Here is a 24139-nt window from a genome sequence, read left to right as displayed (position 1 = left end):
TGGTAGAGGAAGAGTCAAGGAAGTACGATGAAAACCTCACTAAGTAGCCGTCTTAATGGTTAGCTTCTCCCCTTCAAGACTTTACTTCCGATAAAGACCAATAGATAACTCACAATCCCTGAAAGATGCAATAGTGTTGAGATCCATCCGGTGATTGCTGGTAAGAGCATGAGGCCAGATAGAAAAATTAAGAATAGATAAAACAGTTTTACGGTGCGTGAAAATTCTTTCCACACGTTTGGCAGGAGCATGACTCCACCGGTTACAAAGGCGTATCCTACAGCAGAGATCCCTGTTGCCTGAATGTCTTGCCCCTGGGTTAAGAGGTGAAAAACGATGGAAGGAAGGACTGTCGCCGTCACAAAAACAATCAAGACTTGTCTGGAGCCTCTTTTTCTTTCTAGCAGTCCTCCGAAAGGAAGGATCATGAGTCCATTTAACAACAAATGGACCCATAAAAACCAGATAGGTGCGCCTTTACTACCGTGCATCAGGGTCCCACTGACATATTGCCAACCATAGACCGGCTTCGAATGAAAGGCCAATAGGTCATACATAGCATCCCCATTAAAGGAAGTCAATAGACCAAGCAACAAACAGATTAGAGCTAAAGTGCTGATAATAGGGTAGGTTGTGAGGATTCTTTTCATATTTATCTTCTCTTTTTCAAAAAACAGCGTTACGATGTTTCCATTCACGATTATTATACCATTTATTTCATTGGAGACAGAAAAAGTTTTTTGCTTCTTTCATTTCAAATCTTTGCTGTAAAAACGAAATATCGTGACTGATTAGTCGCTCACGATTTGCCTTCAGATCAAAAATCGATCCTGCTTTCAGAATACCGTAGCGAAAATTTGACTTTCCATTTCAGAAGGCATATACTTATATTAATCTGAGCTAAATAGTTTTAATTTTTTAAATGAACTGTCTTAAATTCAGATTAAAAAACTATTTACTTAACGGAGGTGACGCTATGTCATTAGAAGAAAAATTGAACCAAGTGAGGGGTTCTGTTAAAGAAGGCTTCGGTAAATTAACCGGTGATACAAAAACAGAAGCTGAAGGCACTGCTGAAAAAGTTGCTTCAAAAGCAAAAGAAGTTGCTGAAGATGCAAAAGAAGCTGTCGAAGGAGCTATCAAGGGCGTTAAAAATATCTTTCATAAAGACGACAAATAGTCTTTAACATCCTAGACCCACTCTATTTTCTACAGTCATGTTTGACCGTGGAAGATAGGGTGGGTTTTATTTGCTTCAAATTCAGTTATACAAAAAGAACACCCCGAAGGGTGCTCTTTGTAAGTATAGTAATTCTTTCGAATTAACATTTTGCGTGCAGTGGTTGCCATCCATTCAAATATCGCTTCGCTTGTTTTCTTGGGGCAACTGTGCATAGCATATCTCTATGCGACTAAAGTCGCTAGAGCTATCCTAATTGCGCACCGCCAGTTCTCATACAAAAAACACCTTGCAAGATGCAAAGTGTTTTCGTTTGTATTCTGCTTTCCAGCAACGAATTAACGTTTAGAGAACTGGCTAGCTTTACGAGCTTTCTTAAGACCTGGTTTGGAAAGTATGAATTTCAGTTGGACTAAAAACAGCGTAATATCAAGACTTTTCTCCGCTTTTATAAAAGCTTTTTTCCAATCAAATTCAACTAATTTTATCCGAATGGTGTGGATTTTACCCCCAAAATTACAGAGAATGGAGCTGATAAACACTAAACGTTCACACCATTAGTTAAATGATTTTTTGTTCATCATTTTTCTTAGATGATAGAACTTCTAATTTATTTCTTATTCAAGCAAAAACAACCTGCTATAAGTAAGAAAGAGGAAGATACAAGAAAAACACGGCGTAAAAACCGATTCAGTTCATTGTCCTCAATCCTTGTCTGCTTCATTTTCTTTTACGAGATCGTTTTGTGAATCTTTTTCAGAGAGTTTTTGATCAATATACTTGTCAATGTTTTCATAAAATTCCTTGGTCGCTTCACTATCTAATGTTGGCGAGTTCTGAACTTGATTCACTTTCAATTGAACAGATTGAATACCGTAAGAGGCTGGTTTTTGGTGGAGTGTTTCTAATTCTTCTTCTGAAATCGGATCTCCAACAACCGTCAAGACCAATTCATTGTTACTTGACTTGTAGACTTGATTAATAACCGTATAATTGGCGAACTCTTTTCCTACAAACTGTTTGATCCCTTCTTTGCGCGCTTGTTCTATTGTCAGAGTAACTGCCGAATAGCTAGCTGGAAGAATCAACAATACAATCAAAGAAATCAAGCCAATTCTCATTTTAATGCTCAGCTCTTTAAATGAAGTTAAAGGAGATTTTCTCATCAAAATTCTTGTTCCAACAATGTTGGCTAGCATGATAAAGACACAGTTGATCAAGAAAAGATAGAGAGCCCCCAATAAAAATCGTACATTCCCATTAGCTAAACCATAGCCAGCAGTACAGATAGGCGGCATCAAAGCTGTAGCAATGGCTACTCCTGGCACGATATTGTTTGCTTCTTTTTTCCTTGAACCGATCACACCAGCAATCCCACCAGCAATAGCAATGAGAACATCCCAAATGGTTGGAGAGGTTCGTGCGATCAACTCGCTACTTGCATAAGACAAGGGAGAAATCCAGAAATACAGAGTCGAGACAAGCAAACTGACCAACACTTGAGTCAATAAAACCTCTAGAGATTGCTTGATTAAACGCGTATCAAAAATAGCTAAACCGAATCCCAGTCCAACAATCAGTGTCATGAGAGGTGAAATTAACATGGCTCCAATAATAACAGCTGTTGAATTCATATTTAGACCGATAGAGGCAATAAAAATTGCACACATCAAAATCGCTGTATCTCTCAATCGAACATGAAGGTCATCGTATAATTTCTCACGGTATTCCCGTGTTGAATAATTGGCAGTCATTTGTCCTCTCCTCTTTCCTTATTTAAATCGGTATAATAATTAATAATAACAGCTGATAAACAGCCAAAAAATATGAGCCCATAAATCGTCAAGAAGACACTGGTAATCCTTCCAATCAAGGTCACAGCTAGGAGATCCCCGTAGCCGACAGTCGTCGAAGTCACAAAAGCATACCAAAGACCGTCTCCGTAATTTGTGATAGCAGGTTCAACTAGGAAAAGCACGCCTCCTGACCCAAAAACAAAGGTCACAAAACTCAGAGCAAACCGAGTAAAACCCGTAACCTGTATAATATGCCATAACATTTTTAAACGTCTCATTTGTTCTCCTTATTCATACTAGCTCCTGACCGAGCCGTTTTTTCCAATAATCAAAGTGAAGATAGGACATGATCTCCATCAGAGAAAGATAGACAAACTGATAGATCTGATTTAAGCTGATTATCAACTGATATTGTTTGAAAAATGACTGGAAGAAAGACCAGATATGACTGTCTTGAATCAGTCCCTTCTTAACATCAGACAGGATATTAGCTAAAGCTCCCAAGGACTGAAACGGTAAATCCTTGACATTTATATAGATCCGGTCCACCACATCATTCAGACTGGTATCTTGGATGGCATGAAATTCTCCAAAGAGAACTCCTGCCGCTCCAAGAGTAGAAACAAATTCCACCAAATAATTTCTGAGGAAATTTTCTCAACCTTTTCCCATAATGTGTTTAGTGCCATCCATAACGATCCCAACCAGAAAAAGGAAAGAAAACAAGCAAAGAAATTTTGCCGTAAATCCCAAAAAGCTTCAAGACTTGGTGTTGTTGGTTTTTCTAACTCTAAAATCAAGATGGTCATAATAATTGCTAGAACAGCATCTGTCAATACAATTAATCTGTCTTTCTTCATCGGATTGCATCCCCTTTCTTTTTTGTAACATTCTATCTTATCGCATAATATTGGATATTCTTTCATAATCCGACTACAAACAAAAATAAACCAAAAAGTCTGTCCCTATTATGCTATATTTAACTCTAGAAGTATTCATCCATCTAATTAATAAATATATCATATTTCACAATAAATGAATACTATCAAAGATTCATCCCCTTTCACTTCATCATTTAGTGTTGCTTAGATTTATCAAAAACAACCAAATTTGTATTAATTTCAAGTATCACCTAGTTACAAAAATTTGGGGTGAACAGAAAAAGCATCCCGTATTTTTGATACGAAATGCTTTCAATAAGTTTAAATAAGTTTTAACGTTTACTAAATTGTGATGCTTTACGAGCTTTTTTCAAGCCTGGTTGGAACATCTCATATTTGAATAGATTTCAATATCCGCTTAAAATCAATGTTTTCCCACATTTTCAGAAAACAGAATTTCATCTAATTTGAATAACTTTCAGTTGAATGGTGTGAATTTTACCCTAAAAATACATAAATTGAGCTAGATTTTACCAAAAAGTTCACACCATATATAGCAACAATCACTATCAAAAAATAGCTTCTTGATGTCAAGTAAGCTATTTTTTATATAGTGTAGTAGTAGTGGTCCCCTGTATTTTTTCAACTTTCACTAAGTTGATAAGAGTTTGACTCATTTCATAATGTTTTGCGGTATTCCCTGCTCTCATTTCGCTCTGTATTTTTTTTCGAAAAACTGAAACTGGGTAGCAAATATCAGTATTCTTAACCTTCTTAGCGGATTTATCAAATAAAAAATAAAATTCCTTATCCCTATATTGAAAATGCAATAAATACTTTGCTTTAATATTAGAACCTATTTTTTTGGGATCAAAATAATACAACCCCTTTAAGTTGCCCCTTATATTATCCAACATCGTATAAATTAGATTCAGAGAAGTTGCCCTAGATAAAAATGCGGCCTTGTGCTGAGATGTATCTTTATCTAAATCATAAAAAGTAATATGATTTCCCAAAATTTGGTTATATATATCCTGAGCTGTCTTACCGTTGAAACACTTGACTTTATCTACCCCTTTAAGCTTGTGCAAACCTATAAGATGATGGAAATTCGGTTCTGTGAAGCTTAATTCAATATATTTTTCTGTAGTTTGTCCAGAAATGGTCTGAGTAATAGTAAATTTATACTGAGTGTCCATTAACGTCCTATAACTAAGAATTAAATTCCTTAACATATTATACCTTTTCTCAAAAAAATAAAGAGGCTATTTACACCTCTTTCTACGATATATTTATTCGTCTGCTTGCGGAAAATATATAAAACCCAAATAAGCCTATCTACAAACCACTGACCAAAACAGACCGACCAGTGATTCTTTGGCTACGCTAAAAGCGATAGTTGTGTTCTACAATTACTATACTACCTAATTTCCATCACTTTGTCAAGTAAAAATTTTAAAAAAACTTTTTAATCAATACGTTCAAGAATTTTTATGACTCAAATTTTCATCTAATCTAACTAATATAATCTGATAAGTAAAAATCTCTACAAATACATAAATTAGAACATATCTTACCCAAAAGTTCTCTCCATTGATAATATTAGTCTCAAGAATTAAATTTTCCTAGTAATTAGATTTTAAACTATTGTGGTGCTTACACAACATTTGAAGATTGTTACGCTCTGTTTTTCCGCCTTTACTCCATGGTACAATATGGTCACCAGCCATTTCGTCATATGCCCATATATGAGTCATGTGGTCATACGGTATATCTGTATTACAAACAGGACAATTTGAGATGTTTGATTTTTTAGCTTCGTTTGATTGTTCTCTATATTTTGACTTTTTATCTGTTTCTGTAAACGCTCGGATTGATAGTAATTTTATCAATTCAGGTTTTTCTTTACTTAATAAATATTCATAAATACCCGATTTCTTTGAAACATCACTATCCTCATATAATTCAGATAGTCTTTGTTCAATTTCAGTAGGATTATACGAATTATTATGATATTCTTCGTACAATCTTCCCCACTCTAATCCACGCATTTCTGATTCAACATTTACAAAAACACTAGATACCCAATCAATAACTGTCTCAAAATAAGTCTTTAATTCATTAATGTCTGTATCATTACGATGTTTCGACATATAATCATCGATATTACCCTTACTTACCCATTTTAAAGCTTCTTCTAGAATTTCTTGCCTATTAGGTACACCTTTTATATATGTCTGCCATTTTTGTTGATTGGCATTTTGAGAATTAGAAAACTCTTGTTTAGCCAATGTTACAAATGTACCAGAATAAATAGCATTTCTTAGTTCTTGCTGATTCAATGGAACACCTGAAATATTGATTGTTTTAAACCATTCTTTTATTTCTGTTTCAGTACCTTCACACTCATAGACTAGTAAAACTGAATTTAAAATAAGTTCTTGTTGTTCCCTACTTAAGCCTGAAAAATAATGTTTATTACCATTCAGTTCTATTGCAAACTTTCCATTCACATACCTACCTATAGATGTAATCCGCTGTTGACCATCTAAAACCTCATATTTATCTTTGTCTACCTTATTGAAATAAATTAGTCCTAATGGATACCCCTTCATTAGCGAGTCAATACAGGCTACATCTCTTTTACCATCAGCATAAATATAATTTCTTTGATATTCAGGTTGAATTGTTAATTTTCCAGCTAATCCAAAAAGACCCTTACCTTCAAATTCGTTGTAGACAAATCCTTCTGTAATCTCTTTAACTGTGTAAGTATTTAATTCTGTTTTCATTTATTCACCTTTTTGATAAAGATTCTTCTATACTTTGTTTTACCATTTAATAGAGGACCATGCCCAATAAATTCATCGGTTGGGTTATCTAGACCTAAAATTTCAAATTGCTCTGGATTGAATTTATCAAGAAATGATATCGGTACTCCCATTATACCTGAAAAATCAGATGGTATTGCATCTGTGTATGGTACCTCTATAGCATCAAAATTATCATAAGTGGAATACTCATGACCTTTCACATTCTTATGTTTACTAAACTTAATATTGTCTTCCATAGTCATTAAAGATAGGGGCTGATGCCTCTTTCCATGGTCTATGTTAGTCATCCAAAGGGCATTATTCGTTGCTATAATCCTATTACCATTCTCAATCCTTGCTTCTGTACCATACAGTTCATATGTTTCTGGCACGATAAAACCTGATATCCAGCGTCCCATTCCTGTACCAAGCCAAATTTTATTTTCCTTAATCAATGGAAATACTTCTTTATAGGTAATTGCATTCATATTTCCAATGATTAAGAATTGTTTCTCCAGTGGATTAATCCAACTTAAAAACTCACGAAATAGGGAAAATGGTGGGTTAGTAATTATCATATCTGCTTGATTTCGGAGTCCAGTTACCTCTTCACTTCTAAAATCACCTGCAGAAAACCTGCTAATGCCATCTGGGTTATTATCTCCCTTCAAATATGATAAAATTTGACTATTTTGGCCTGAATCTATTAAATCTTTTTCTTTTTGTAAACGTTTTATAACATCTTCTATATTAACTGTACCAGTCCCATCTTCATCAATCACTTCATTTAATTCTATTTTGTATGCTCCTTTTATCTGCTTATCACCAGATACTTCAAAATCGATATCCGGAATTAGTTCAGGTAGCAAACTTAATTGGGTATTGACAATAGGGCTCGGAGCAAATGAGGTCGCTATCAGCTTTTTGATTCCGAATTCATTAAACTTTGTCGCAAAAAACTTAAAAAAATTGCTCTCAAAAGGGTCATCAGCTGGGAGTAAAATTATTTTGTTACGAAAAACATCTGGATTATATTCGATATATGCATTAACCTCTTTTTCTATATCCGACCACTGGGTATAAAATTCATCATTCTTTCCTTTTTTTGCTTTTGTCAAATGTGCTTGACGAGAATTAGCCATACAGTTTCTCCTATTATCTTGAGATTTCTTAATGAATCATTTCTTTAAATATCAACGTTAAAAAATATATTTGTTAAACTTTATACTATATTTCTTTTCTTTAATTATATCATGTAGTTCCCATAAATAGAAAACTAGAACCGATAAAAGCTTAGATTTCTTATTTTATTATCATATTCTCATTTATCAAGCAGTTCATCGTATTCATCAGCTTCCATATAATATCCATACTCGATTAAGTCAATATTCGAGAGATAACTATTATACTTCTTTAACCAATCACTATGAAGATTTTCAATATCTGAACACGCTATATAACATCTTTCTAGATCCTTTTGAGCAGAATCTACTAATCTTGCTCCATCTGTAAGCCACTGAATATATTTGAGATCAGATATGTAAGCTTTGGTAGTTTGCAACCACTTCTTATACATGTTACTATTCGGATTTGTAGTATCATCAAATTGTTCTTGAGAAACTTTACTTGCGTAAGAAAAAATACTTTCAATATCTGTTTCAATAATATTTTTTACTCTATATCCAAGCGAGTAGTTTTTAAACTCATCCGAATTGCCTAATAATTCCTTGAAAAACGGTGTTAGAATATCCAAAGTAAATTTAGATATTTTTTTATTTAAAGATTTAAAATTATCCAGTTTATAAAAATAATCTTGAAACAATTCAAGTAAACTATCAAAATTTGTATAAATGATACGGCCAATCGCCTCTCTCCTGAAGTATTCTATATTTGTTCTTAATATCTGAAATGAACTAAAAACAGAGTGTATATCATTTCTATCCTCATTTTTCCCAACCAAATCCATTATAAAATTAATTGTTGCATACATGATAATTACCAAATAGTCTCCTTTTTGTAAACTATTAATTAGGTATTCAAAATCATTATCTAACAAATCAATAAATGTATTCCATATTTCACTATTTTTCTTTTTAATTCCCATCAAATCTGACTGATCTGAAGATTCACTATACTGTTCGATACATCTCTCTACAATCATTTGGTAATACGCTAAATCTCTAGAATAAGGAACATAATCTATTAAACACAAATTTAGTATCTCACTCAATTCCGACTGATTATCAGCCAATACTTCTTCAAACAAATTTGTATAAAAAGTCTTTGCTATATATTCAGTTTCAACAGATGCTCCCCAAAATAGCTCGCGTTTACTATTAAACTGTAACTGTTTTACTAATAATTCTTCATATGAAGGTGGGATCAAAAAAGGATTCGGGGAGCTTCTTCTTCCAATCTTTCCCCTCTCATTATTAATAATTCGTGAAATTAAAGTAGAGTCAAATTTCGTTTTCTCTATATTATCCTCACTTATAAATTTTTCAGGCTCATCTTCATCTGTTGCCCAATCCTTATACGCCTCGTAATGCACAAAAATTTTTTTTCTAGCAATCACATCATTTGTTAATTTCAGCACTTCTCTACGTCTTTTCAACCTATCTGCTGTATATTGGTAAAATACATTACTACTATTAATAAAATCCATCTTCCTCACCTTTGGTGTATTTTTTTTATTAAACCATCTGCATTCTACACCAAAATACACCAAATGGCAAATGATACAATTAAATCACAAAGAAATCTTGAAAAGAATTTTTTTGTGATAACATCTCCTGTTGGCGGAGAACTTGCCAACTAGAATTTTAACGAGGTTAGTAACATGGTTACAAATTTAAAACAAACACTTCGCGATTTACGCACTAATCGCTTGGTAAATTACGGAAATACGGCATACCAACGAGCGAGTGGCGATTATCATTTTAAAAATGTACCAATTGAACTGAGAGAGCTTTGGTATGGACAAAATGGTTTGTCGTTCTTAACTTTATCTAAAGCTTATGTAGGTATTGACGTAATGTCCAAAAATGAGCTACTAGATCTGATTGATAAAGAACGTCAGATTAATAACAGTCTGGAAGAGATTTTTTCCAGCCTTGAAAAAACGAAAGCAGGTAAGAGCTATGGCAAAAACTAACTGGAATCGGACTCTTGCGGAGGTTCTAATGCATGAGACTCAACCAAAAGTAATGACTAGTGAAAAAACTGGAAATGAGTATACAACTGATGTTATCCCGACTTTAAAAGTAGTCTCAATTGGTTCAATTGAGGAAATTGATGGCAAATACAAGTATTCTGTCGTAGACACCACCCACGACCTTGAATATACCATTAAAGCTCCTAACAAAGTCGAAGTTAAGTTCGGTACCATTCTTCAATTCAACATTGTACGTGGTGGTGCAACTGCAAATGGTATCGGTTGGTATGCTGCTGATTCAGTATCTGTGGTCCCACGTAATGCGTAGACATAAATACCGAAGAATCAGACCTATACCAAATTGTACACCTCAGGGCTATCAACTCTCTCTGATAGCCCTTACGGTTACAATTGGGTTAACTGGATTGATCCTCTGCATACATCAAACAATAACGGTACTGTCAACATATCTGGTAAAACCATTGATATACAGTATCGCCGTAACGATCATCACATTCATTATGCTATTGTATACTTGGTTCCAACGTGAAGAAGTTTCCTCTATTGAGATACCGCCTATGTCAAACAAAGCGCGAAAATTAGCAAAGCAATTAACACGTTTAATCAACGACAAACAAATCACAGATGTCCTCGAGTTATCTAATACTACACGCTACGGGCAGGAGATGCCAGAAATACGTGTCTGGATAGACGAAGACCTACTGAATGGTTATATCGCCATCGAGAACATAGCAAATTGGGAACGTGCTAACCGTGATAAATTTGAGCAACGTGTATCGGGAATCTTAGCAGGCAAATATCAAAGATTTGCTGTTATTAACTCTGAACTCACAGCTGGTGATAGCTACATCATTTTTTTCATCGAAGATACGCTTACTTCACAGCGTTTGTTTGTAAAAGACTGTACAGATTCATTACAGCCATTTGTTAACGATGATAGACATGCGATACAACTTTCAAAAGACCTAGTATGGCATTCGGATATTGTACCTCATTTGAGCATCATTGCTCGCACTCGAGCAGGGAAATCCGTGCTTGCTGGTCGTTATATGGCTCGTTTAATGTTGTTACAAGGTTGGGTTGTTGAATATAATTCCGCTAAGTATGATAGATACGTTAAGGAGTTTGATGGTCAATCAGACCCTGTTAAAATTGTAGAGCGTGTTGAGTTTTGGTGTTCTGTAATGGACGAACGGCTTGCTGAAATCAACGAAGCTAACAAAGAAAAGTACCTCGAAATGGAGAATATGCCGGATATTGGACTTTTCGTAGACGAGCTAGGAAACCTAAACGCTTCTCTCGAATCTTTGGATAAAGTGGATAAAAATCTAAAACTCACGTCACGCTGGACTACTGCTATCAACCGTCTTTCCGCTACTGGCGGGTCTGCTGGGATTCATATTATCGCTATATCTCAATATGCTACTAAAGAGGGATTCTTACCTAGTTTATCTCGTGTAAACTGTTCTGATGCTGTTATTATGCTTGGTGGAGCTGCCGACAGCGCCTCAGAACGTCAATATTTAATGAGTGGATTCAGTGATATGCCTAAACGCTCATATGATAAAGGGCAAGGTCTAGCAAGGATTGTTGGAAGCGGAAGAAAATGGGAAAATGAACCTCATTTTTTTGAAACACCTTGGTTTGAGGATTAGATAATGGGAAATCCATTTGTATTCCAACTAGCTAAGTCTGTTGAAGCAAGAAATGGATTCATGACGAAGCCGATAATTCACAATCGGTCATTTTGAAAAAATGAAACAAAACTAATTCTAACTATTCCAACGCCTGCACGGCACTGGGCTTGTCAAGTGCCGTGCATACCAAAAAACCAGATAGAACAGGGCTTTGAGCATTCTTGATAAAAATCAAATCCTTGCTCTATCACGGGAATAGTTAGAAGAATAATAAAATTAAATGAGGTAACTATAACCATGGGGAAGAAAGAAGCAAATCTTACTGCAATTATGTTGGTCCAACAATTAGAGGATGAACATTGGAAAACTTGGGATGATATAACATCCGTAAAGCTAGCCAGAGATGGTGATATACGTCCTTTACTTGAAACGGTGATTAATAAGTTAAATAAAGCTAATATCACCGTTAAAGAAGCTTATGGTATTAAACACGACAAAGATGAAGTACGTGTTTGGGATCAAAAACTAATGAAAAATTCTATTGAGAAGAAAGCAATTCACGTTCACTTTCTCTTTAAATTTGAGAGGGGAGCTTCTTTAAATAAAATAGCCTTAGCTATAGGGATTGAACCTCAGTACTTAGAAAAGCTCAAGTCCGGTAGGTATGGTTATGACAATTGCTTAGCATACTTGACACATGCAAAAGACGAAACAAAATATCAATACCGGCCAGAAGAAGTCACCACCGTCTTAGGAGAAGATTACACAAGCATCTACAATCGAAGCATAGAGACATGGCTTAAAGGTAGAGCAACAAAAAAAGCTAAGGAAACAAACCTCAGTGTTGATTGGCTAGTTGAACGGATATTAGATGGTGAAGTGACTAAGCGTAATATCATGCTAACAGATGAGTATTATGCTATCTACGGCCAACATAAACGCAAAATAAACGAAGCCTTAGAAACTGCTGGGGAGCGTAGAAGTTACCGTACAATAGCAGAACTTGAAGCAGGAAAATTTAAGAAGACAGTAATTTTTATACAAGCTAGTAGCGGTGTAGGAAAAACGAAACTCAGCAAAGACTTGATAGAGCTTATTCAAGCAAGCGCAGTGAAAAATGGATTAAATTGGGAAGCATGTATGACTGCTTCTACAAATGCATTCGACGAATACAGCGGTCAAGAAATTCTATTCCTTGATGATATTAAAGGAAATAGTTTCACTGTTTCCGACTGGTTAAAGTTATTAGATCCATACACAATAAGTCCAATATCAGCTCGTTATCATAATAAAATGGGCTCAGCAAGAGTGATTATAATAACAAGTACAAAGTTACCAGTTGAGCTATTCTATTTTGCGAATGGAAACCACAATGAAGACTTAGGACAATTTGTACGAAGAATTGACTTGTTAGTACACATACACAATGACATTTTTCATGTTTGTCCTCACGAAAAAACAGCAGAGGAAAGCACAATAGAAGCCTTCGGAACTAACATTCGGGTCCACCATTCTTACACTTTTCAAAAGTCTCCTGCTATTCAGCGAGATGAGGCGTTAGAAGAAATTCTAGAAACAGTGACGACAAATATGAATTGGAACAAAACAAAAAAGGTTATCGATGCAAGCGACCAAACGAACAACGATAACCCAAACAATCAACAAAAATAGCACAACTACTTTTGTTGTTGCTATTATCTCATACTAACATTAAAAACTCAAGCGAGGTAAAACATGGAAGTCATTCTACCAGATGAACAGATTCACCAAATTCAGCATTTGATCGCTGACTTAATCAAGCAAGAAATTGAAAATCGACTAGATAATAGCAATATTGATAGTCCATTTATGAACAAGCAACAAACCTGTAACTACCTAAGTATTTCGAACAATACACTAGATAACTGGATTAAAAAAGGTTTACCCATCATTCGAGTTGGTAAAACTGTTCGCTTTAGCAAATCTGAAATCAATCGTTGGTTACAAAATCAGTAGCATTTTTACCGTGGTTTGTTTATAATAAAGCCACGGTATTTTTCTAGCTCAATTCAAAAAAGGAGAATACTATGTCAATTACAAAAACTAAAAACGGAACTTATCGCTTACGTATCTATGTCCCAGAAGAAGTCAAATCCTCATTGGGAATTAATAAAAAAGTGATAGAAAAACGGTTCAAACAAAGGAGTGATGCTAAAAAATACGAACTCGAATTACAAAATAAATTTGATAGAATCCTAAATGGTGAATCAGCTTCTTTAGAAAATAGCGATTCAATGCTATTCTCAGAATTCTACCAAAACATTTGGTGGGAATCTTACAAGGCAGGTCAAACAACCTCAACTACAAAACCACCATCACAAGCAACAATTGACGGAACAGAAATTGTCTTTAGGAAGCATATCTTACCTATGCTTGGCAATTATTCCATTGACTTTCTCAACCAGAATAAACAAGTCGTCTTGAACCTCTTAACCCAAAAAGCCGAAGAATATGCAAACTTTAGGGTGATTAAAAGCTATGTTAATTCAATCTTTGATTGGGCTGAGGAATTGGAATATATCGAAACTAACCGACTATCAAAAACAATAAGTCGTATCAAAGCCACTAAGAAAATCAAGTTACAAGAAGCTAAAAAAGACGAAGATTTATATCTATCTCAAGAAGAACTTCAAGCATGGTTTACAGCGTTTGAAGATGACTTAGAAAACGGTAAGCTTTCATTCAAGGATTATGTGCTATTCTACACCACCTTTTTCTTAGGAGATAGAAAATCCGAAAGCTATGCTTTGCAATGGAAACACATCAACACTATGAAGCATGAAATCCAATTAGTCCAAGCTTTAGACAAATACAAACATCCAAAATCTACAAAGGGGAACAAAAAAACGATTTTTTCGATTCCACAAGAACTTACCGGCTTGTTAAATTCTTGGAAGAAGCAACAAAAATCTGAACTGGCTTCATTTAACATCATGCAAACTCCTGAACAGTATGTTTTTACGTATATTGATACAAAAGGAAATGTAAATAGCCGACTACATGCCGATTATCTTAACAACAAGATGAAGTCAGTCAGACGTCGTCATCCAGAACTTGCACATGCAACACCCCATAAATTAAGACATACAGGCGCAACACTAGCTAGACAGGCTGGAACATCTATTGAAGCTATTTCCGAAGCGTTAACGCATAGCGATACTCTCACAACTAAGACCTATGTCAACACTTCAAATGTCATACCAATGGCTGTTGGTGAAATTGCCTACCGTAACCTTAAAAAGTAATGGTGTGAATTTGGTGTGAAAAGTGGTGTGAATTTTGCTAAAAAAAACATCAAAAAACACCCCATGGTGTGAACCATGAAGTGTTGATAAATGCTGTATTGTAGCCGTTTCTTAACGTTTAGAGAACTGGCTAGCTTTACGAGCTTTCTTAAGACCTGGTTTCTTACGTTCAACTTTACGTGAGTCACGTGTAAGAAGTCCTGCGCGTTTCAATGAATCGCGGAAGTCTGGGTCTACTTGAAGAAGGGCACGAGCGATACCGTGACGGATAGCTCCTGCTTGACCAGCGTATCCACCACCTACAACGTTAACGAAAACGTCGTATGAACCTGCAGTTGAAGTAACTGCGAATGGTTGGTTGATTACAAGACGAAGGTCAGCGTGTGGGATGTACTCTTCAACATCTTTTTTGTTAACAGTGATTTTACCAGTTCCTGGAACAAGGCGAACGCGTGCAACAGCGTTTTTACGACGTCCAGTACCTGCATATTGTGCTTGTGACATACTTTATTGTTCCTTTCCTTAGATAAGTCCTGAAATATCAAGAACTTCTGGTTGTTGTGCAGCGTGAGTGTGCTCAGCTCCAACGAATACTTTCAATTTCATACCTTGAGCGCGGCCAAGAGTATTGTGTGGAAGCATACCTTTAACTGATTTCTCGATCAAACGAACTGCATTTTTAGAACGAAGTTCACCAGCAGAGATTGATTTCAATCCACCTGGGTGGTTTGAGTGAGTGTAGTAGATCTTATCAGTTGCTTTTTTACCAGTCAATTTAACTTTTTCAGCATTGATAACGATTACGAAGTCACCTGTATCAGTGTGAGGTGTGAATGTTGGTTTGTTTTTTCCGCGAAGCACGCTAGCAACAACTGCTGAAAGGCGTCCAAGAGGTACATCAGTTGCGTCAACAACGTACCATTTGCGTTCTACTTGGCCTGGTTTAGCCATGAATGTAGTTTTGTTCATGATTTCTCCTATATGAATGTCGTTTTTGTTTACAGGGCGGATGTTCCGGTCCGCGAGTTATTTGAAAGGTTCCGGGGCCTTACAAATGGGGTAAACAATACCGCCTACTATTGTATCAAAATTCTAAGATAAAAGTCAACCGATTTGGAAAATTATTTACGATTTTCTTTTCCAATGACAAATCCGATCAAGGAATTCGGGCCAACGTGGGCTGAAATAACTGGTCCAAGAGGCATCACGAGGACTTCATCAATGCCTTCAAGTGCAAGCATTTCTTGCTTCAGTGCTTCTGCTCCTTCTAGATCGTTGGTATAAGACACCAAGGCTGTGCTTCCACCGATATCGGCTTTGATCAACTCCAGTAATTCTCGGACAGCTTTTTTGCGCCCCCGAACCTTGCTGATAGGAACTAATTTTCCTTCCGCATCTATCCAGAGAATGGGTTTGATGCTGGCTAGACTTCCCATGATCGCGGCACTCTTTGAAAGGCGACCGCCACGCATGAGGTGGTAGAGGTCATCGACCAGGAAATAGGTCCGAAGTTTTGGCGCTAGATCCATGATTTCTTCCTTGGCTTCTGCTAATGAACGGCCCGCATCACGCGCAGCTACTGCTCGCATGACCAGATAACCCTCTCCAATCCCAGCAGCCTTCGGATCGACAATCTCGATCACGGCTTCCGGGTAGTCTTCTAAAACCAGGTCTCGTGCCATGACTGCACTCTGATAGGTCCCAGATAAGACAGATGAAAAGGCTACATAAAGTACAGCTTTTCCATCTTTTGCAAAGTGCTTAAAGGTCTCCTGAAATTGGCCCACATTGACCTGACTGGTTGTCGGTTTGGCCCCATTTTTCATGGCTTCTAAAAGCTCAGGGCTGGTCAATTGAGCTTGGCCTACTGTCTGGTAAACCGTCCCATCTAACTCAATGGTCAAGCCAAGAATGGTCACCTGATGTTCCTTGGCCCAGTTTTGGTCTAAATCTGCGGTCGAATCTGTCAAAATAGCAAATGTCATTACTTGTCTCCCATCATTTCTTGTAATTGTCGCAATACTTCGTGATCGAGTGGTCGCATGGGTGGTTTTTGATCGTTCACCACTCGCTGCGCTTGATTAAGGTTTCCTTTGACGACTGCGACCCGTTTTTCTAACTCTCTGGCAGATACCCGAAGGGCTCCTTGAGCAAAGACGGTCCATTGCTCATTTAAGTCACTGGTTGCTACCGATACTTGGTGGAGGGGCGTGTTAAGCTCTGCCGCCAAGCGCTCGATATAGTCATCTGCCGTCTCATCCTCACCGGTAAAGACCACCTGAACATTGAACTCCTCATAGGTCTGCCGCACTCCTGGCATATACTGGGCATCAAAGACACAGATGACTTCGATCCCTTCAAAGCTAGCATAGTGGCTCAGTTTTTGCAGGAGGATATTGCGGGCTGCATCGAGCTCACTTTTTTGAAAGAGCTGGCGGGTCTCCTGCCAAAAGGCAATCATATTATAGCCGTCAACCAATAAGATTTTTCGTTTCATATCATTGCCTTTCTAGGATTATAGTCGATTGCGAAAGACCTCATACATAAGGATGGCTGCTGCCACACTGGCATTGAGGCTTTGCACATGACCATTCATGGGAATGGTAATCATCTCATCGACTTGCTTTTTGATGTTGGCTGAGATTCCTTTTCCTTCATTGCCAATGATCAAGGCTAACTTGCCTGCCGTATTCCACTGGTGCGATGGCGTGCCGTTCATGTCGGTTCCAAAGACCCAGAAACCCTCTTCCTTTAGCTTGTCTAAGGTTTGGCTAAGATTGGTCACACGCGCAATGGGAATGTGTTCCACTGCTCCGGTAGAAGTTTTAGAAACCACTGGGGTTACCCCGACTGCCCGGTGCTTAGGAATGATGACTCCTGATACATTGGTCGCATCAGCTGTCCGTAGGATAGATCCAAGATTGTGCGGATCTGTTAAACCATCGAGAATCAACAAAAGCGGGTTCTCTTCTTGGGCTGTCTGTTTCAGAATCGCTGCCAAGTCTGTGTAAGCAAAGGCTGCCACACGAAGAACGAAGCCTTGGTGAACAGCTCCTTCTGTCATTTCCTGCAGGGTTTTCTTTGGCGTCCAAGAAATCGACACCTTCTTTTCAGCTGCTAAGGTCTTGATCTTATCGACATTTTTTCCTCGGAGGTCTTCTTGAATATATAATTTATTGCCTGTATTGGCTTGTAAAGCCTCGGTGACTGCATGGACACCGTATACGATATCGTTATTTTCCATAGAACTAGTATACCACAAGAAAGGAGGATGAGGCCAATTCATGATATAATGAAATGAAATCTATCTCAGCGAAACCAGCAAAATAGAAAGGAAGCCATGCCTCTTTTTCAACGAACCATCAAGCTCACCTTGGCCACCTGTTTAGCAGCTGCCCTTGCTTATGCTCTGGGCTTGACCTATGCCATCTCAGCTGGCGTCATTGCCATCTTGAGTATCTCTGATACGCGTCGCAGTACGATCAAGCAAGCCTATCAGCGTTTTATGTCGACTTTGCTGGCCCTTGTGATCGGAAGTCTCGCTTTTTCCTTTTTTGGCTTCAACCTTTGGGCACTGGGAGTCTTTATCGCTCTCTATGTTCCATGCGCCTTTCTAATGGGCTGGCAGATCGGCATCACCCCTAGTACGGTCCTCGTCACCCATCTCTTGATTGAGCAGTCTACCTCCTGGGGGCTCTTGCTCAATGAACTTGCCCTCTTTTTAATAGGAACCAGCTTTGCCTTACTAGCCAATCTCTATATGCCCTCTCACCAGGCAGCGATCGATCACTATCATGATGTTGTCGAAGACCAACTAAAGAAGATTCTTGCCCGTTTTGCGGAATTACTTGGTAAAGGGGATGGTCGCAACGATGCGCGCTTGATCAAGGAGTTGGATAGCATCCTACAGGATGCCTTGAATCTAGTCTATCTGGACCATTCCAACCACCTCTTTCACCAAACCAACTACCATATTCACTACTTCGAAATGCGCAAACGCCAAAATGATATCCTGCGGGATATGGCAGAAAATGTCAATCGCTGTCAGTTAGCGGCGAGTGAAAGCATAATCCTGGCACAACTATTTAAGAAGACGGCTCAACAGTTAAGCCAGGAAAATCCTGCCCAAGATCTTCTAGATGATATTAGTCAGTATTTAGCGATCTTCCGCGAACGCCCTCTTCCCAAGACCCGTGAAGAATTCGAAACACGCGCCACCTTGCTCCAACTCTTAAGAGACTTAGAAACTTTTATCCAAATCAAGGTTGATTTTTACCAACAATTTCATAAGGAGACAGAATAGACAAAGAAGCCCTTGCAAGATGCAAAGGCTTTTTTATTCAGGCAGTTGTTGTAAACGCTTTCCTAAAATGGTATACTAGAAATGGAAAATAACTTTTTAAGGAGGGTCTTCTATATGAAGTCTTCGTATAAGAAACATTTGTACACTACAACACTCAGCCTCTCAGCGGCTGTCTTGCTTTCCGTTATCGGTCATGGCCAAGCTTCAGCCGATAGCTTAGAAGCGCCTCAAGCGGAACCAAGCACGGTCCTTGAAGCGACACCTGCTACTGAGCAACCTGTGACAGCCGAGACGACCAGTCCTGCTACAGCCACAGAAGTAACTCCTGCTAGTCCTGCAGAAACAGCAGCGACTTCTGATGTGGCTTCTAGTACAGAAGTTGCTCCAGCCGCTAGTCCAGTCACTAACCGTGCGACAACAACCGCTGACCAAGCGACTCGATTGGAGAATAGCACCATTTATCTCTCTGAAAAGAGCACGATTGATGACAAAGTCCAAGAAAAAGCTCAAGCTGCTGGCAAGATCAACTGGACCTTAGACAATAAGCCACTCTCTGAGTGGAAAACTTGGGATATGGAGACAGGAACACTGAGCAAGGATCCATTCCTTACTATCACAGAGACCGCAAACGGCAATGATCTGGATCTCCACATCGACGTGCAGGATCTCTTTGGTCAAGATCTTAGTCTTCGTAGCCCAAATAATATTCGCCGGACTTACCGCAATTACATCGGCAACCATGAACTGGTCGGGACCAATGCAGACTTAGGAATCACCATCAATAAGACCCTTGTTTTTCGACCTTATCAGGACTACCATACGCATGAAGAGATGCTAGCTGCTATCGAAAAATCCAAGGAAGAAGCGAAACCCGATCGTTTGGTGCAGCTGGAAACTCTTGGAAAGAGTGCCCAAGGACGGGATATGAAGATGGGGATCGTGAGTAAGGACCAAGCCAGCATCGATCACTACCTGTCTAGTACCAACCCTACAGCTTTGACTAAGCCAAGCGAAATGCTGGCCGCACTAAAAGACAAGACCTTGGATTACAAATTACCTGTCTTAGTCCACAATACCCACGCGGATGAGCAGCCAGGCATTGACATTATCACAGGCCTCTTCAATACCTTTGCGACCAAGGAAAAGGTAACCTTTAACACCACCGATGAAGCTGGAAATGCTAAAACAGTCACGCTAGATATTCCAACCCTGCTCAATAAATTCATCTTCTTATTTGACTTCACGGAAAACCCAGATGGGGATGCTCTCAACCTGCGGGCCCTAGCAAACGGGCTCGATCCAAACCGGGATGCCAGCTACCAAACAAATCCGGAAGTTCGCACGGTTATCCAAATGATCAACAAGTGGAATCCGATTGCTCTCTACGACTTACACGGTTTTGTCAAAGAATTCTTAATCGAACCTGCAACGCCACCACATGATCCGAACTTCGAATACGATCTTCTGTCAGACCTGATGCTAGAAAATGCCCATCATATGGGACGGGCAGGAGTTGCCAATTCTAAATACAATAGTTACATCATTCCAAAACTGGATTGGGGCGATGGCTGGGATGACTCCTTCTCTGGCTATACAGGAGTTTATGCTGTCTACCATGGTATCTTAGGCCATACTATCGAAATTCCAGAAGGAAATGAAGAATCCTACAAAGCAGGTCGCAATGCTGTCCTAGGCGGAATTGACTTCCTCAACCAAGATCCGGACCGTCTCCTTGAGATGCGTCTCAACTTCTACCTGCGCGGTCTCAATAAAACCGAAGATCCAAAAGCTGAAAATGAACTGGTCGGCCCAAATGGAGAAATCGTGGGACGTGTGAAAAACGGTCGTCCGAAATTCTTCCCAGACTACTACGTCATCCCAATGAGCCTCGACAAAGACAACGATGCCCAAGAAGCCTTCAATATGATCGACTACTTCAAACGCAATGGTGTCCTCGTCAAAGAGCTCAAAAAAGATACAGGTCCCTACAAAAAAGGGGACTTGGTCATTGACATGGCCCAAGCCAAACGTGGCTATGCCAACCACATTCTCTACAAGGGCTCCAACGAATCTGCCTGGGCTGCTATGTACGCAGAGTTGCTGGTCAACTTCCCAGATATGAGAGGGTTCAAGTCAGAACCTGTCTTTGCGGATGGTCTTTTCAACGGAAAATTAGGAGAAGTCACCACCACCCGCGCCACTCGTACCTCTGAGATCGATCCAAAAGCTCCTTACTATGTGATCGCAAATACCTCAGCCAGTGCCGTTAAAGCTGTCAACCAGGCCATCGCGCAAGGAAAATCTGTCTACCTAACAGATGATGGCTACATCGTTGACCGCGATACCTTTGCTTCGCTCCTACCAAACTATGCCATTTATGGTGATGCCCTCTACAAGGTGCCAAGTGGACCAACCTTGAAACCGATGAAGGTTTACTCTCCGAACTACCACTATAATTGGGCTGGAGTAGATGCGCCTGCTCATACTAGTCTGGTCCTTGAAAAATTAGGCTTCCAAATCGTCAATACACCAGAAGAAGCGGATGTTGTTATTTTGGAAAGCAACCGCTTTGACGCTTCCATTTTTGGCAAGAAACCAACCCTTGTCATTGGTGGGGAAGCCATGCAAAAGCTGGAAAAATTGGGAGTTCTTACAGGATTTGACGCTGAAAAACTAAAAGGCGGTAGTGACTACGAAGGCTTGATGAAAGCGATCATTGATGATCAGGATCCATTGACCAGCGGATACAAGAAGAATACCCTCTTCTACTCCAACTCAGGAAACTGGATTGAAAAGGTTCCAGAACATTTCAAGACCTTGATGAGCATCGCTCCGAGCGATTATTATATTGCAGGTTGGTGGCCACATAATGATGTTCTGGCCAACAAAGTCATGGCCATCTCTGGAGAACTGATGGGACAACCACTCTTTGTCTATGCAGGAAATCCAACCAACCGTCAACACCCTGTCCACTTCTTCCGCTGGGTAACCAATGCGATCTTTGGCAGCAAGTTGGCAAGCTTGATGGATTACGTTCCAGCTAAAGAACCAGATCAAGTGGTGGTTCCAATTCATAACCAAACAAGCAATCCACAGCCAATCTTAGCCAAGAAGGATACTCCTAAAGTGCTCCTTCCACAAAAAGAAATGACAACAAAAAATGAAGAAAGCGTGCAAGCCTTGACTTACCAAGTAGGACAAAGCTTCCAAGAAAGTCCAGCCAAGGCACAATTGCCACAAACTGGAGAAGACACAACTGCGCACTTCATTCTTTCAGGCTTCTTGTTAGCCGTTAGCGGAGGCTTCCTCCTCTTGAAAAAGAAAGAAGTTGAGTAAGTTCCAGGTTTAGACTTGGATGACATGAAAAGAACCTTCGCCTCTGCGAAGGTTCTTTTCTATTCTGCCAATTCCAACACAACCGTTTGGTAAGGGACTAATTCGAGCACTTGGTTTCCTTCTTGGAATAATCCTGCTGTATTATTTAAAACGACCGTTTTAATCGGAGCTGGCAACTCTAAAGCGGCCTGGCGATTTTGGAAATTGCTGACAACCAAGAGACGCTTGTCCCCACGGCGTTCAAAGGCGATGATGTTTTCACGGTCGCGATACGCTGGGATCATATCTCCGAACCGGATAGTATTTCCATAGAGGGGATGGCGATACAAGGCCGTCAACTGGCGATAATAATTCAAGATGGAATTTGGATCCTTTTCCTGATCTTCCACATTGATGGCAATATCTGGTTTGGGACTGATCAACCAAGCTGCCCCATCGCTAAAGCCAAGACCTGGCTCTCTTGACCATTGCATGGGTGTCCGTGCATTGTCCCGGCTGTATTTGGCAATCGCAGCTAATGCTTCTTCCTCACTCAAACCAGCTTCTTTAGCAACATGATAACCATTGATGGTCGCAATATCATCAAAGTCCCCCACTGATTCAAAGACTTGGTTTTCCATCCCAATTTCTTGGCCTTGATAGATAAAAGGAATTCCCTTGCGCAAAATCTGTATGGTTCCTAAGGCCTTTTTACTGGTATCGTTTACTGGACCTTCAGCAATATAATGGGACACTCCACGAGGTTCGTCGTGGTTTTCAATGATGGTCGATAGAACCCCAATGCAATCCGCGCGCTCATGCGCTTGGAAAATACTTTCCTTGAGTTCATCCGCTGTTGGAAGAGCATGGTCGAACCAGCCTTTTCCTTCTTGCCCCAGCATGGTTTGTTTGAAGTCAAAGATGGAAGAGAAGACACCATCTTTTCCAATAAAGAAGTGCAACTCTTCGTCAGTTTCATTGAAAACTTCCCCTACTGTGAAGGCGTTGTACTTGGCAAAAGTCCGCTCCTTTAACTCTTGCAAGAAAGGTTCAATCGGTTGGGCATTGACCAGAGACTCCGGTACTGGAACCAAGCCATTTTCGCGATCGGACGGAAGCGAACGCCATTCTAAATCCTTTTTGATATTGATAATGGCATCAATCCGGAAGCCTGCAATTCCCTTGTCCAACCACCAATTGATCATCTTATATATCTCTTCGCGCAAGACAGGATTTTGCCAATTGAGGTCTGGCTGATCCTTGTGGAAAGAATGGAGATAGTATTTATTAGTGCCAGGAACCGGTTCCCAAACACTGCCTCCAAAGTAACTTTCCCAGTTGTTGGGTTCCTTGTCACTTTCGATGAAATAAAAGTAATCCGCATAAGGGCCATCTGGATCCGCTAAAGCCTTTTGGAACCATTCGTGATGACTGGAGCAGTGGTTGACCACCAAGTCCATAATGATGGAAATGCCTCGCTTCTTGCCTTCAGCGATCAACTCTTCCATATCTTCCATCGTTCCAAAAATAGGATCAATGGCATAATAATCGGAAATATCGTAACCCTGGTCAATAAACGGACTCTTGTAAATAGGGGATAACCAGAGAATATCAATCCCTAAGTCTTGAAGGTAATCGAGTTTCTCCGTGATTCCTTTTAAATCCCCAACACCATCTCCATTGCTGTCTTTGAAGCTTTTTGGGTAGATCTGATAAGCGACCTTCCCCTTCCACCAGTCTTTTTCCATGTTTTGT

At 39.2% G+C, this 24139-nt stretch carries 24 protein-coding genes; 9 read left to right on the top strand and 15 right to left on the bottom strand.

Annotation, left to right across the window (positions count from 1 at the left end):
* Positions 1 to 59: 59 nt before the first annotated feature.
* Positions 60 to 650 (bottom strand): rhomboid family intramembrane serine protease, encoded by a 591-nt coding sequence (locus LPB220_RS02040; RefSeq protein WP_150905317.1) that lies wholly within the window; start codon positions 648 to 650, stop codon positions 60 to 62.
* A 326-nt stretch (positions 651 to 976) separates the two neighbouring features.
* On the opposite strand from LPB220_RS02040, the gene LPB220_RS02035 reads away from it, so the two are divergent.
* Positions 977 to 1180: a CsbD family protein gene (locus tag LPB220_RS02035; RefSeq protein WP_150905315.1), complete on the top strand. Its 204-nt coding sequence runs from the start codon at positions 977 to 979 to the stop codon at positions 1178 to 1180.
* 704 nt (positions 1181 to 1884) lie between these two features.
* Here LPB220_RS02035 and LPB220_RS02025 read toward each other — a convergent pair.
* The 8 genes from LPB220_RS02025 to LPB220_RS01990 all read right to left on the bottom strand — a co-directional run bounded on the left by LPB220_RS02025 (position 1885) and on the right by LPB220_RS01990 (position 9335).
* Positions 1885 to 2934 (bottom strand): DUF389 domain-containing protein, encoded by a 1050-nt coding sequence (locus LPB220_RS02025; protein WP_150905313.1) that lies wholly within the window; start codon positions 2932 to 2934, stop codon positions 1885 to 1887.
* Positions 2931 to 3254, bottom strand: coding sequence for a potassium channel family protein (locus tag LPB220_RS02020; protein ID WP_001253404.1), 324 nt, complete (start codon positions 3252 to 3254; stop codon positions 2931 to 2933). Before LPB220_RS02020 ends, LPB220_RS02025 begins: the two co-directional genes overlap by 4 nt.
* 13 nt (positions 3255 to 3267) lie before the next feature.
* Positions 3268 to 3609 carry a hypothetical protein gene (locus LPB220_RS02015; protein WP_000397556.1) on the bottom strand — a complete coding sequence of 114 codons (342 nt, stop codon included), beginning with the start codon at positions 3607 to 3609 and terminating at the stop codon, positions 3268 to 3270.
* Positions 3534 to 3836, bottom strand: coding sequence for a TMEM175 family protein (locus LPB220_RS02010; RefSeq protein ID WP_004240734.1), 303 nt, complete (start codon positions 3834 to 3836; stop codon positions 3534 to 3536). Before LPB220_RS02010 ends, LPB220_RS02015 begins: the two co-directional genes overlap by 76 nt.
* A gap of 620 nt (positions 3837 to 4456) precedes the next feature.
* Positions 4457 to 5092, bottom strand: a complete 636-nt coding sequence (locus tag LPB220_RS02005; protein ID WP_225305923.1) for a PBECR4 domain-containing protein — start codon at positions 5090 to 5092, stop codon at positions 4457 to 4459.
* A gap of 390 nt (positions 5093 to 5482) precedes the next feature.
* Entirely contained in the window at positions 5483 to 6649 is a 1167-nt protein-coding gene (locus tag LPB220_RS02000; RefSeq protein ID WP_150905309.1) for an HNH endonuclease family protein, read from the bottom strand.
* Entirely contained in the window at positions 6646 to 7812 is a 1167-nt protein-coding gene (locus LPB220_RS01995; RefSeq protein WP_150905307.1) for an adenine-specific methyltransferase EcoRI family protein, read from the bottom strand. Before LPB220_RS01995 ends, LPB220_RS02000 begins: the two co-directional genes overlap by 4 nt.
* 179 nt (positions 7813 to 7991) lie before the next feature.
* Positions 7992 to 9335 carry a hypothetical protein gene (locus LPB220_RS01990; RefSeq protein ID WP_150905305.1) on the bottom strand — a complete coding sequence of 448 codons (1344 nt, stop codon included), beginning with the start codon at positions 9333 to 9335 and terminating at the stop codon, positions 7992 to 7994.
* Between the two features lie 174 nt (positions 9336 to 9509).
* Between LPB220_RS01990 and LPB220_RS01985 the strand changes: the two genes are divergently transcribed.
* The 6 genes from LPB220_RS01985 (at position 9510) to LPB220_RS01960 (ending at position 14766) form a co-directional block, all read left to right on the top strand.
* Complete coding sequence (locus tag LPB220_RS01985) at positions 9510 to 9824, top strand: hypothetical protein (RefSeq protein ID WP_150905303.1); 315 nt, start codon at positions 9510 to 9512, stop codon at positions 9822 to 9824.
* A complete protein-coding gene (locus LPB220_RS01980; RefSeq protein WP_150905301.1) occupies positions 9811 to 10152 on the top strand; it encodes a hypothetical protein in 342 nt (113 codons plus the stop codon). Before LPB220_RS01985 ends, LPB220_RS01980 begins: the two co-directional genes overlap by 14 nt.
* A 250-nt stretch (positions 10153 to 10402) precedes the next feature.
* Positions 10403 to 11500 (top strand): cell division protein FtsK, encoded by a 1098-nt coding sequence (locus tag LPB220_RS01975; RefSeq protein ID WP_225305922.1) that lies wholly within the window; start codon positions 10403 to 10405, stop codon positions 11498 to 11500.
* Between the two features lie 279 nt (positions 11501 to 11779).
* The gene (locus LPB220_RS01970) at positions 11780 to 13153 is read left to right on the top strand and encodes a Rep family protein (protein ID WP_150905297.1); all 1374 of its coding nucleotides are present in this window, start codon (positions 11780 to 11782) and stop codon (positions 13151 to 13153) included.
* A gap of 63 nt (positions 13154 to 13216) precedes the next feature.
* Positions 13217 to 13477 carry a helix-turn-helix domain-containing protein gene (locus LPB220_RS01965; RefSeq protein ID WP_150905295.1) on the top strand — a complete coding sequence of 87 codons (261 nt, stop codon included), beginning with the start codon at positions 13217 to 13219 and terminating at the stop codon, positions 13475 to 13477.
* A 71-nt stretch (positions 13478 to 13548) separates the two neighbouring features.
* Positions 13549 to 14766, top strand: coding sequence for a tyrosine-type recombinase/integrase (locus LPB220_RS01960; RefSeq protein WP_150905293.1), 1218 nt, complete (start codon positions 13549 to 13551; stop codon positions 14764 to 14766).
* Between the two features lie 111 nt (positions 14767 to 14877).
* On the opposite strand, the gene rpsI is transcribed toward LPB220_RS01960, so the two are convergent.
* The 5 genes from rpsI to rlmB all read right to left on the bottom strand — a co-directional run bounded on the left by rpsI (position 14878) and on the right by rlmB (position 18010).
* Positions 14878 to 15270, bottom strand: a complete 393-nt coding sequence (gene rpsI / locus LPB220_RS01955; protein ID WP_002893764.1) for a 30S ribosomal protein S9 — start codon at positions 15268 to 15270, stop codon at positions 14878 to 14880.
* Positions 15271 to 15288: 18 nt separating this feature from the next.
* Complete coding sequence (gene rplM / locus LPB220_RS01950) at positions 15289 to 15735, bottom strand: 50S ribosomal protein L13 (protein WP_002876943.1); 447 nt, start codon at positions 15733 to 15735, stop codon at positions 15289 to 15291.
* Between the two features lie 152 nt (positions 15736 to 15887).
* Entirely contained in the window at positions 15888 to 16751 is an 864-nt protein-coding gene (locus tag LPB220_RS01945; protein WP_134974611.1) for a DegV family protein, read from the bottom strand.
* Positions 16751 to 17263 carry an NYN domain-containing protein gene (locus LPB220_RS01940; protein WP_003004212.1) on the bottom strand — a complete coding sequence of 171 codons (513 nt, stop codon included), beginning with the start codon at positions 17261 to 17263 and terminating at the stop codon, positions 16751 to 16753. The genes LPB220_RS01945 and LPB220_RS01940 overlap by 1 nt, the downstream gene beginning before the upstream one ends.
* Positions 17264 to 17281: 18 nt before the next feature.
* On the bottom strand, positions 17282 to 18010 hold the full coding sequence (gene rlmB / locus LPB220_RS01935; RefSeq protein WP_031576142.1) for a 23S rRNA (guanosine(2251)-2'-O)-methyltransferase RlmB: 729 nt from the start codon (positions 18008 to 18010) through the stop codon (positions 17282 to 17284).
* Positions 18011 to 18106: 96 nt separating this feature from the next.
* Here rlmB and LPB220_RS01930 point away from each other — a divergent pair, with 96 nt between their 5' ends.
* On the top strand, positions 18107 to 19069 hold the full coding sequence (locus LPB220_RS01930) for an aromatic acid exporter family protein (RefSeq protein WP_150905291.1): 963 nt from the start codon (positions 18107 to 18109) through the stop codon (positions 19067 to 19069).
* Between the two features lie 114 nt (positions 19070 to 19183).
* Complete coding sequence (locus LPB220_RS01925) at positions 19184 to 22405, top strand: LPXTG-anchored zinc carboxypeptidase (protein ID WP_150905289.1); 3222 nt, start codon at positions 19184 to 19186, stop codon at positions 22403 to 22405.
* Positions 22406 to 22464: 59 nt separating this feature from the next.
* On the opposite strand, the gene LPB220_RS01920 is transcribed toward LPB220_RS01925, so the two are convergent.
* Positions 22465 to 24132: an alpha-glucosidase gene (locus tag LPB220_RS01920; protein WP_150905287.1), complete on the bottom strand. Its 1668-nt coding sequence runs from the start codon at positions 24130 to 24132 to the stop codon at positions 22465 to 22467.
* Between the last annotated feature and the right edge of the window lie 7 nt (positions 24133 to 24139).

Origin of the sequence: Streptococcus sp. LPB0220 (assembly GCF_008727815.1) — a bacterium.
Lineage (GTDB): Bacteria > Bacillota > Bacilli > Lactobacillales > Streptococcaceae > Streptococcus.
Note: the sequence above shows the minus strand (reverse complement) of the source record. Positions and strands in the feature narration are given on the sequence as shown.

Coding starts and splice junctions, on each gene's coding strand:
- LPB220_RS02040 (WP_150905317.1), bottom strand. CDS start 650: ATGAAAAGAATCCTCACAACCTACCCTATTATCAGCACTTTAGCTCTA.
- LPB220_RS02035 (WP_150905315.1), top strand. CDS start 977: ATGTCATTAGAAGAAAAATTGAACCAAGTGAGGGGTTCTGTTAAAGAA.
- LPB220_RS02025 (WP_150905313.1), bottom strand. CDS start 2,934: ATGACTGCCAATTATTCAACACGGGAATACCGTGAGAAATTATACGAT.
- LPB220_RS02020 (WP_001253404.1), bottom strand. CDS start 3,254: ATGAGACGTTTAAAAATGTTATGGCATATTATACAGGTTACGGGTTTT.
- LPB220_RS02010 (WP_004240734.1), bottom strand. CDS start 3,836: ATGAAGAAAGACAGATTAATTGTATTGACAGATGCTGTTCTAGCAATT.
- LPB220_RS02005 (WP_225305923.1), bottom strand. CDS start 5,092: ATGTTAAGGAATTTAATTCTTAGTTATAGGACGTTAATGGACACTCAG.
- LPB220_RS02000 (WP_150905309.1), bottom strand. CDS start 6,649: ATGAAAACAGAATTAAATACTTACACAGTTAAAGAGATTACAGAAGGA.
- LPB220_RS01995 (WP_150905307.1), bottom strand. CDS start 7,812: ATGGCTAATTCTCGTCAAGCACATTTGACAAAAGCAAAAAAAGGAAAG.
- LPB220_RS01990 (WP_150905305.1), bottom strand. CDS start 9,335: ATGGATTTTATTAATAGTAGTAATGTATTTTACCAATATACAGCAGAT.
- LPB220_RS01985 (WP_150905303.1), top strand. CDS start 9,510: ATGGTTACAAATTTAAAACAAACACTTCGCGATTTACGCACTAATCGC.
- LPB220_RS01980 (WP_150905301.1), top strand. CDS start 9,811: ATGGCAAAAACTAACTGGAATCGGACTCTTGCGGAGGTTCTAATGCAT.
- LPB220_RS01975 (WP_225305922.1), top strand. CDS start 10,403: ATGTCAAACAAAGCGCGAAAATTAGCAAAGCAATTAACACGTTTAATC.
- LPB220_RS01970 (WP_150905297.1), top strand. CDS start 11,780: ATGGGGAAGAAAGAAGCAAATCTTACTGCAATTATGTTGGTCCAACAA.
- LPB220_RS01965 (WP_150905295.1), top strand. CDS start 13,217: ATGGAAGTCATTCTACCAGATGAACAGATTCACCAAATTCAGCATTTG.
- LPB220_RS01960 (WP_150905293.1), top strand. CDS start 13,549: ATGTCAATTACAAAAACTAAAAACGGAACTTATCGCTTACGTATCTAT.
- rpsI (WP_002893764.1), bottom strand. CDS start 15,270: ATGTCACAAGCACAATATGCAGGTACTGGACGTCGTAAAAACGCTGTT.
- rplM (WP_002876943.1), bottom strand. CDS start 15,735: ATGAACAAAACTACATTCATGGCTAAACCAGGCCAAGTAGAACGCAAA.
- LPB220_RS01945 (WP_134974611.1), bottom strand. CDS start 16,751: ATGACATTTGCTATTTTGACAGATTCGACCGCAGATTTAGACCAAAAC.
- LPB220_RS01940 (WP_003004212.1), bottom strand. CDS start 17,263: ATGAAACGAAAAATCTTATTGGTTGACGGCTATAATATGATTGCCTTT.
- rlmB (WP_031576142.1), bottom strand. CDS start 18,010: ATGGAAAATAACGATATCGTATACGGTGTCCATGCAGTCACCGAGGCT.
- LPB220_RS01930 (WP_150905291.1), top strand. CDS start 18,107: ATGCCTCTTTTTCAACGAACCATCAAGCTCACCTTGGCCACCTGTTTA.
- LPB220_RS01925 (WP_150905289.1), top strand. CDS start 19,184: ATGAAGTCTTCGTATAAGAAACATTTGTACACTACAACACTCAGCCTC.
- LPB220_RS01920 (WP_150905287.1), bottom strand. CDS start 24,132: ATGGAAAAAGACTGGTGGAAGGGGAAGGTCGCTTATCAGATCTACCCA.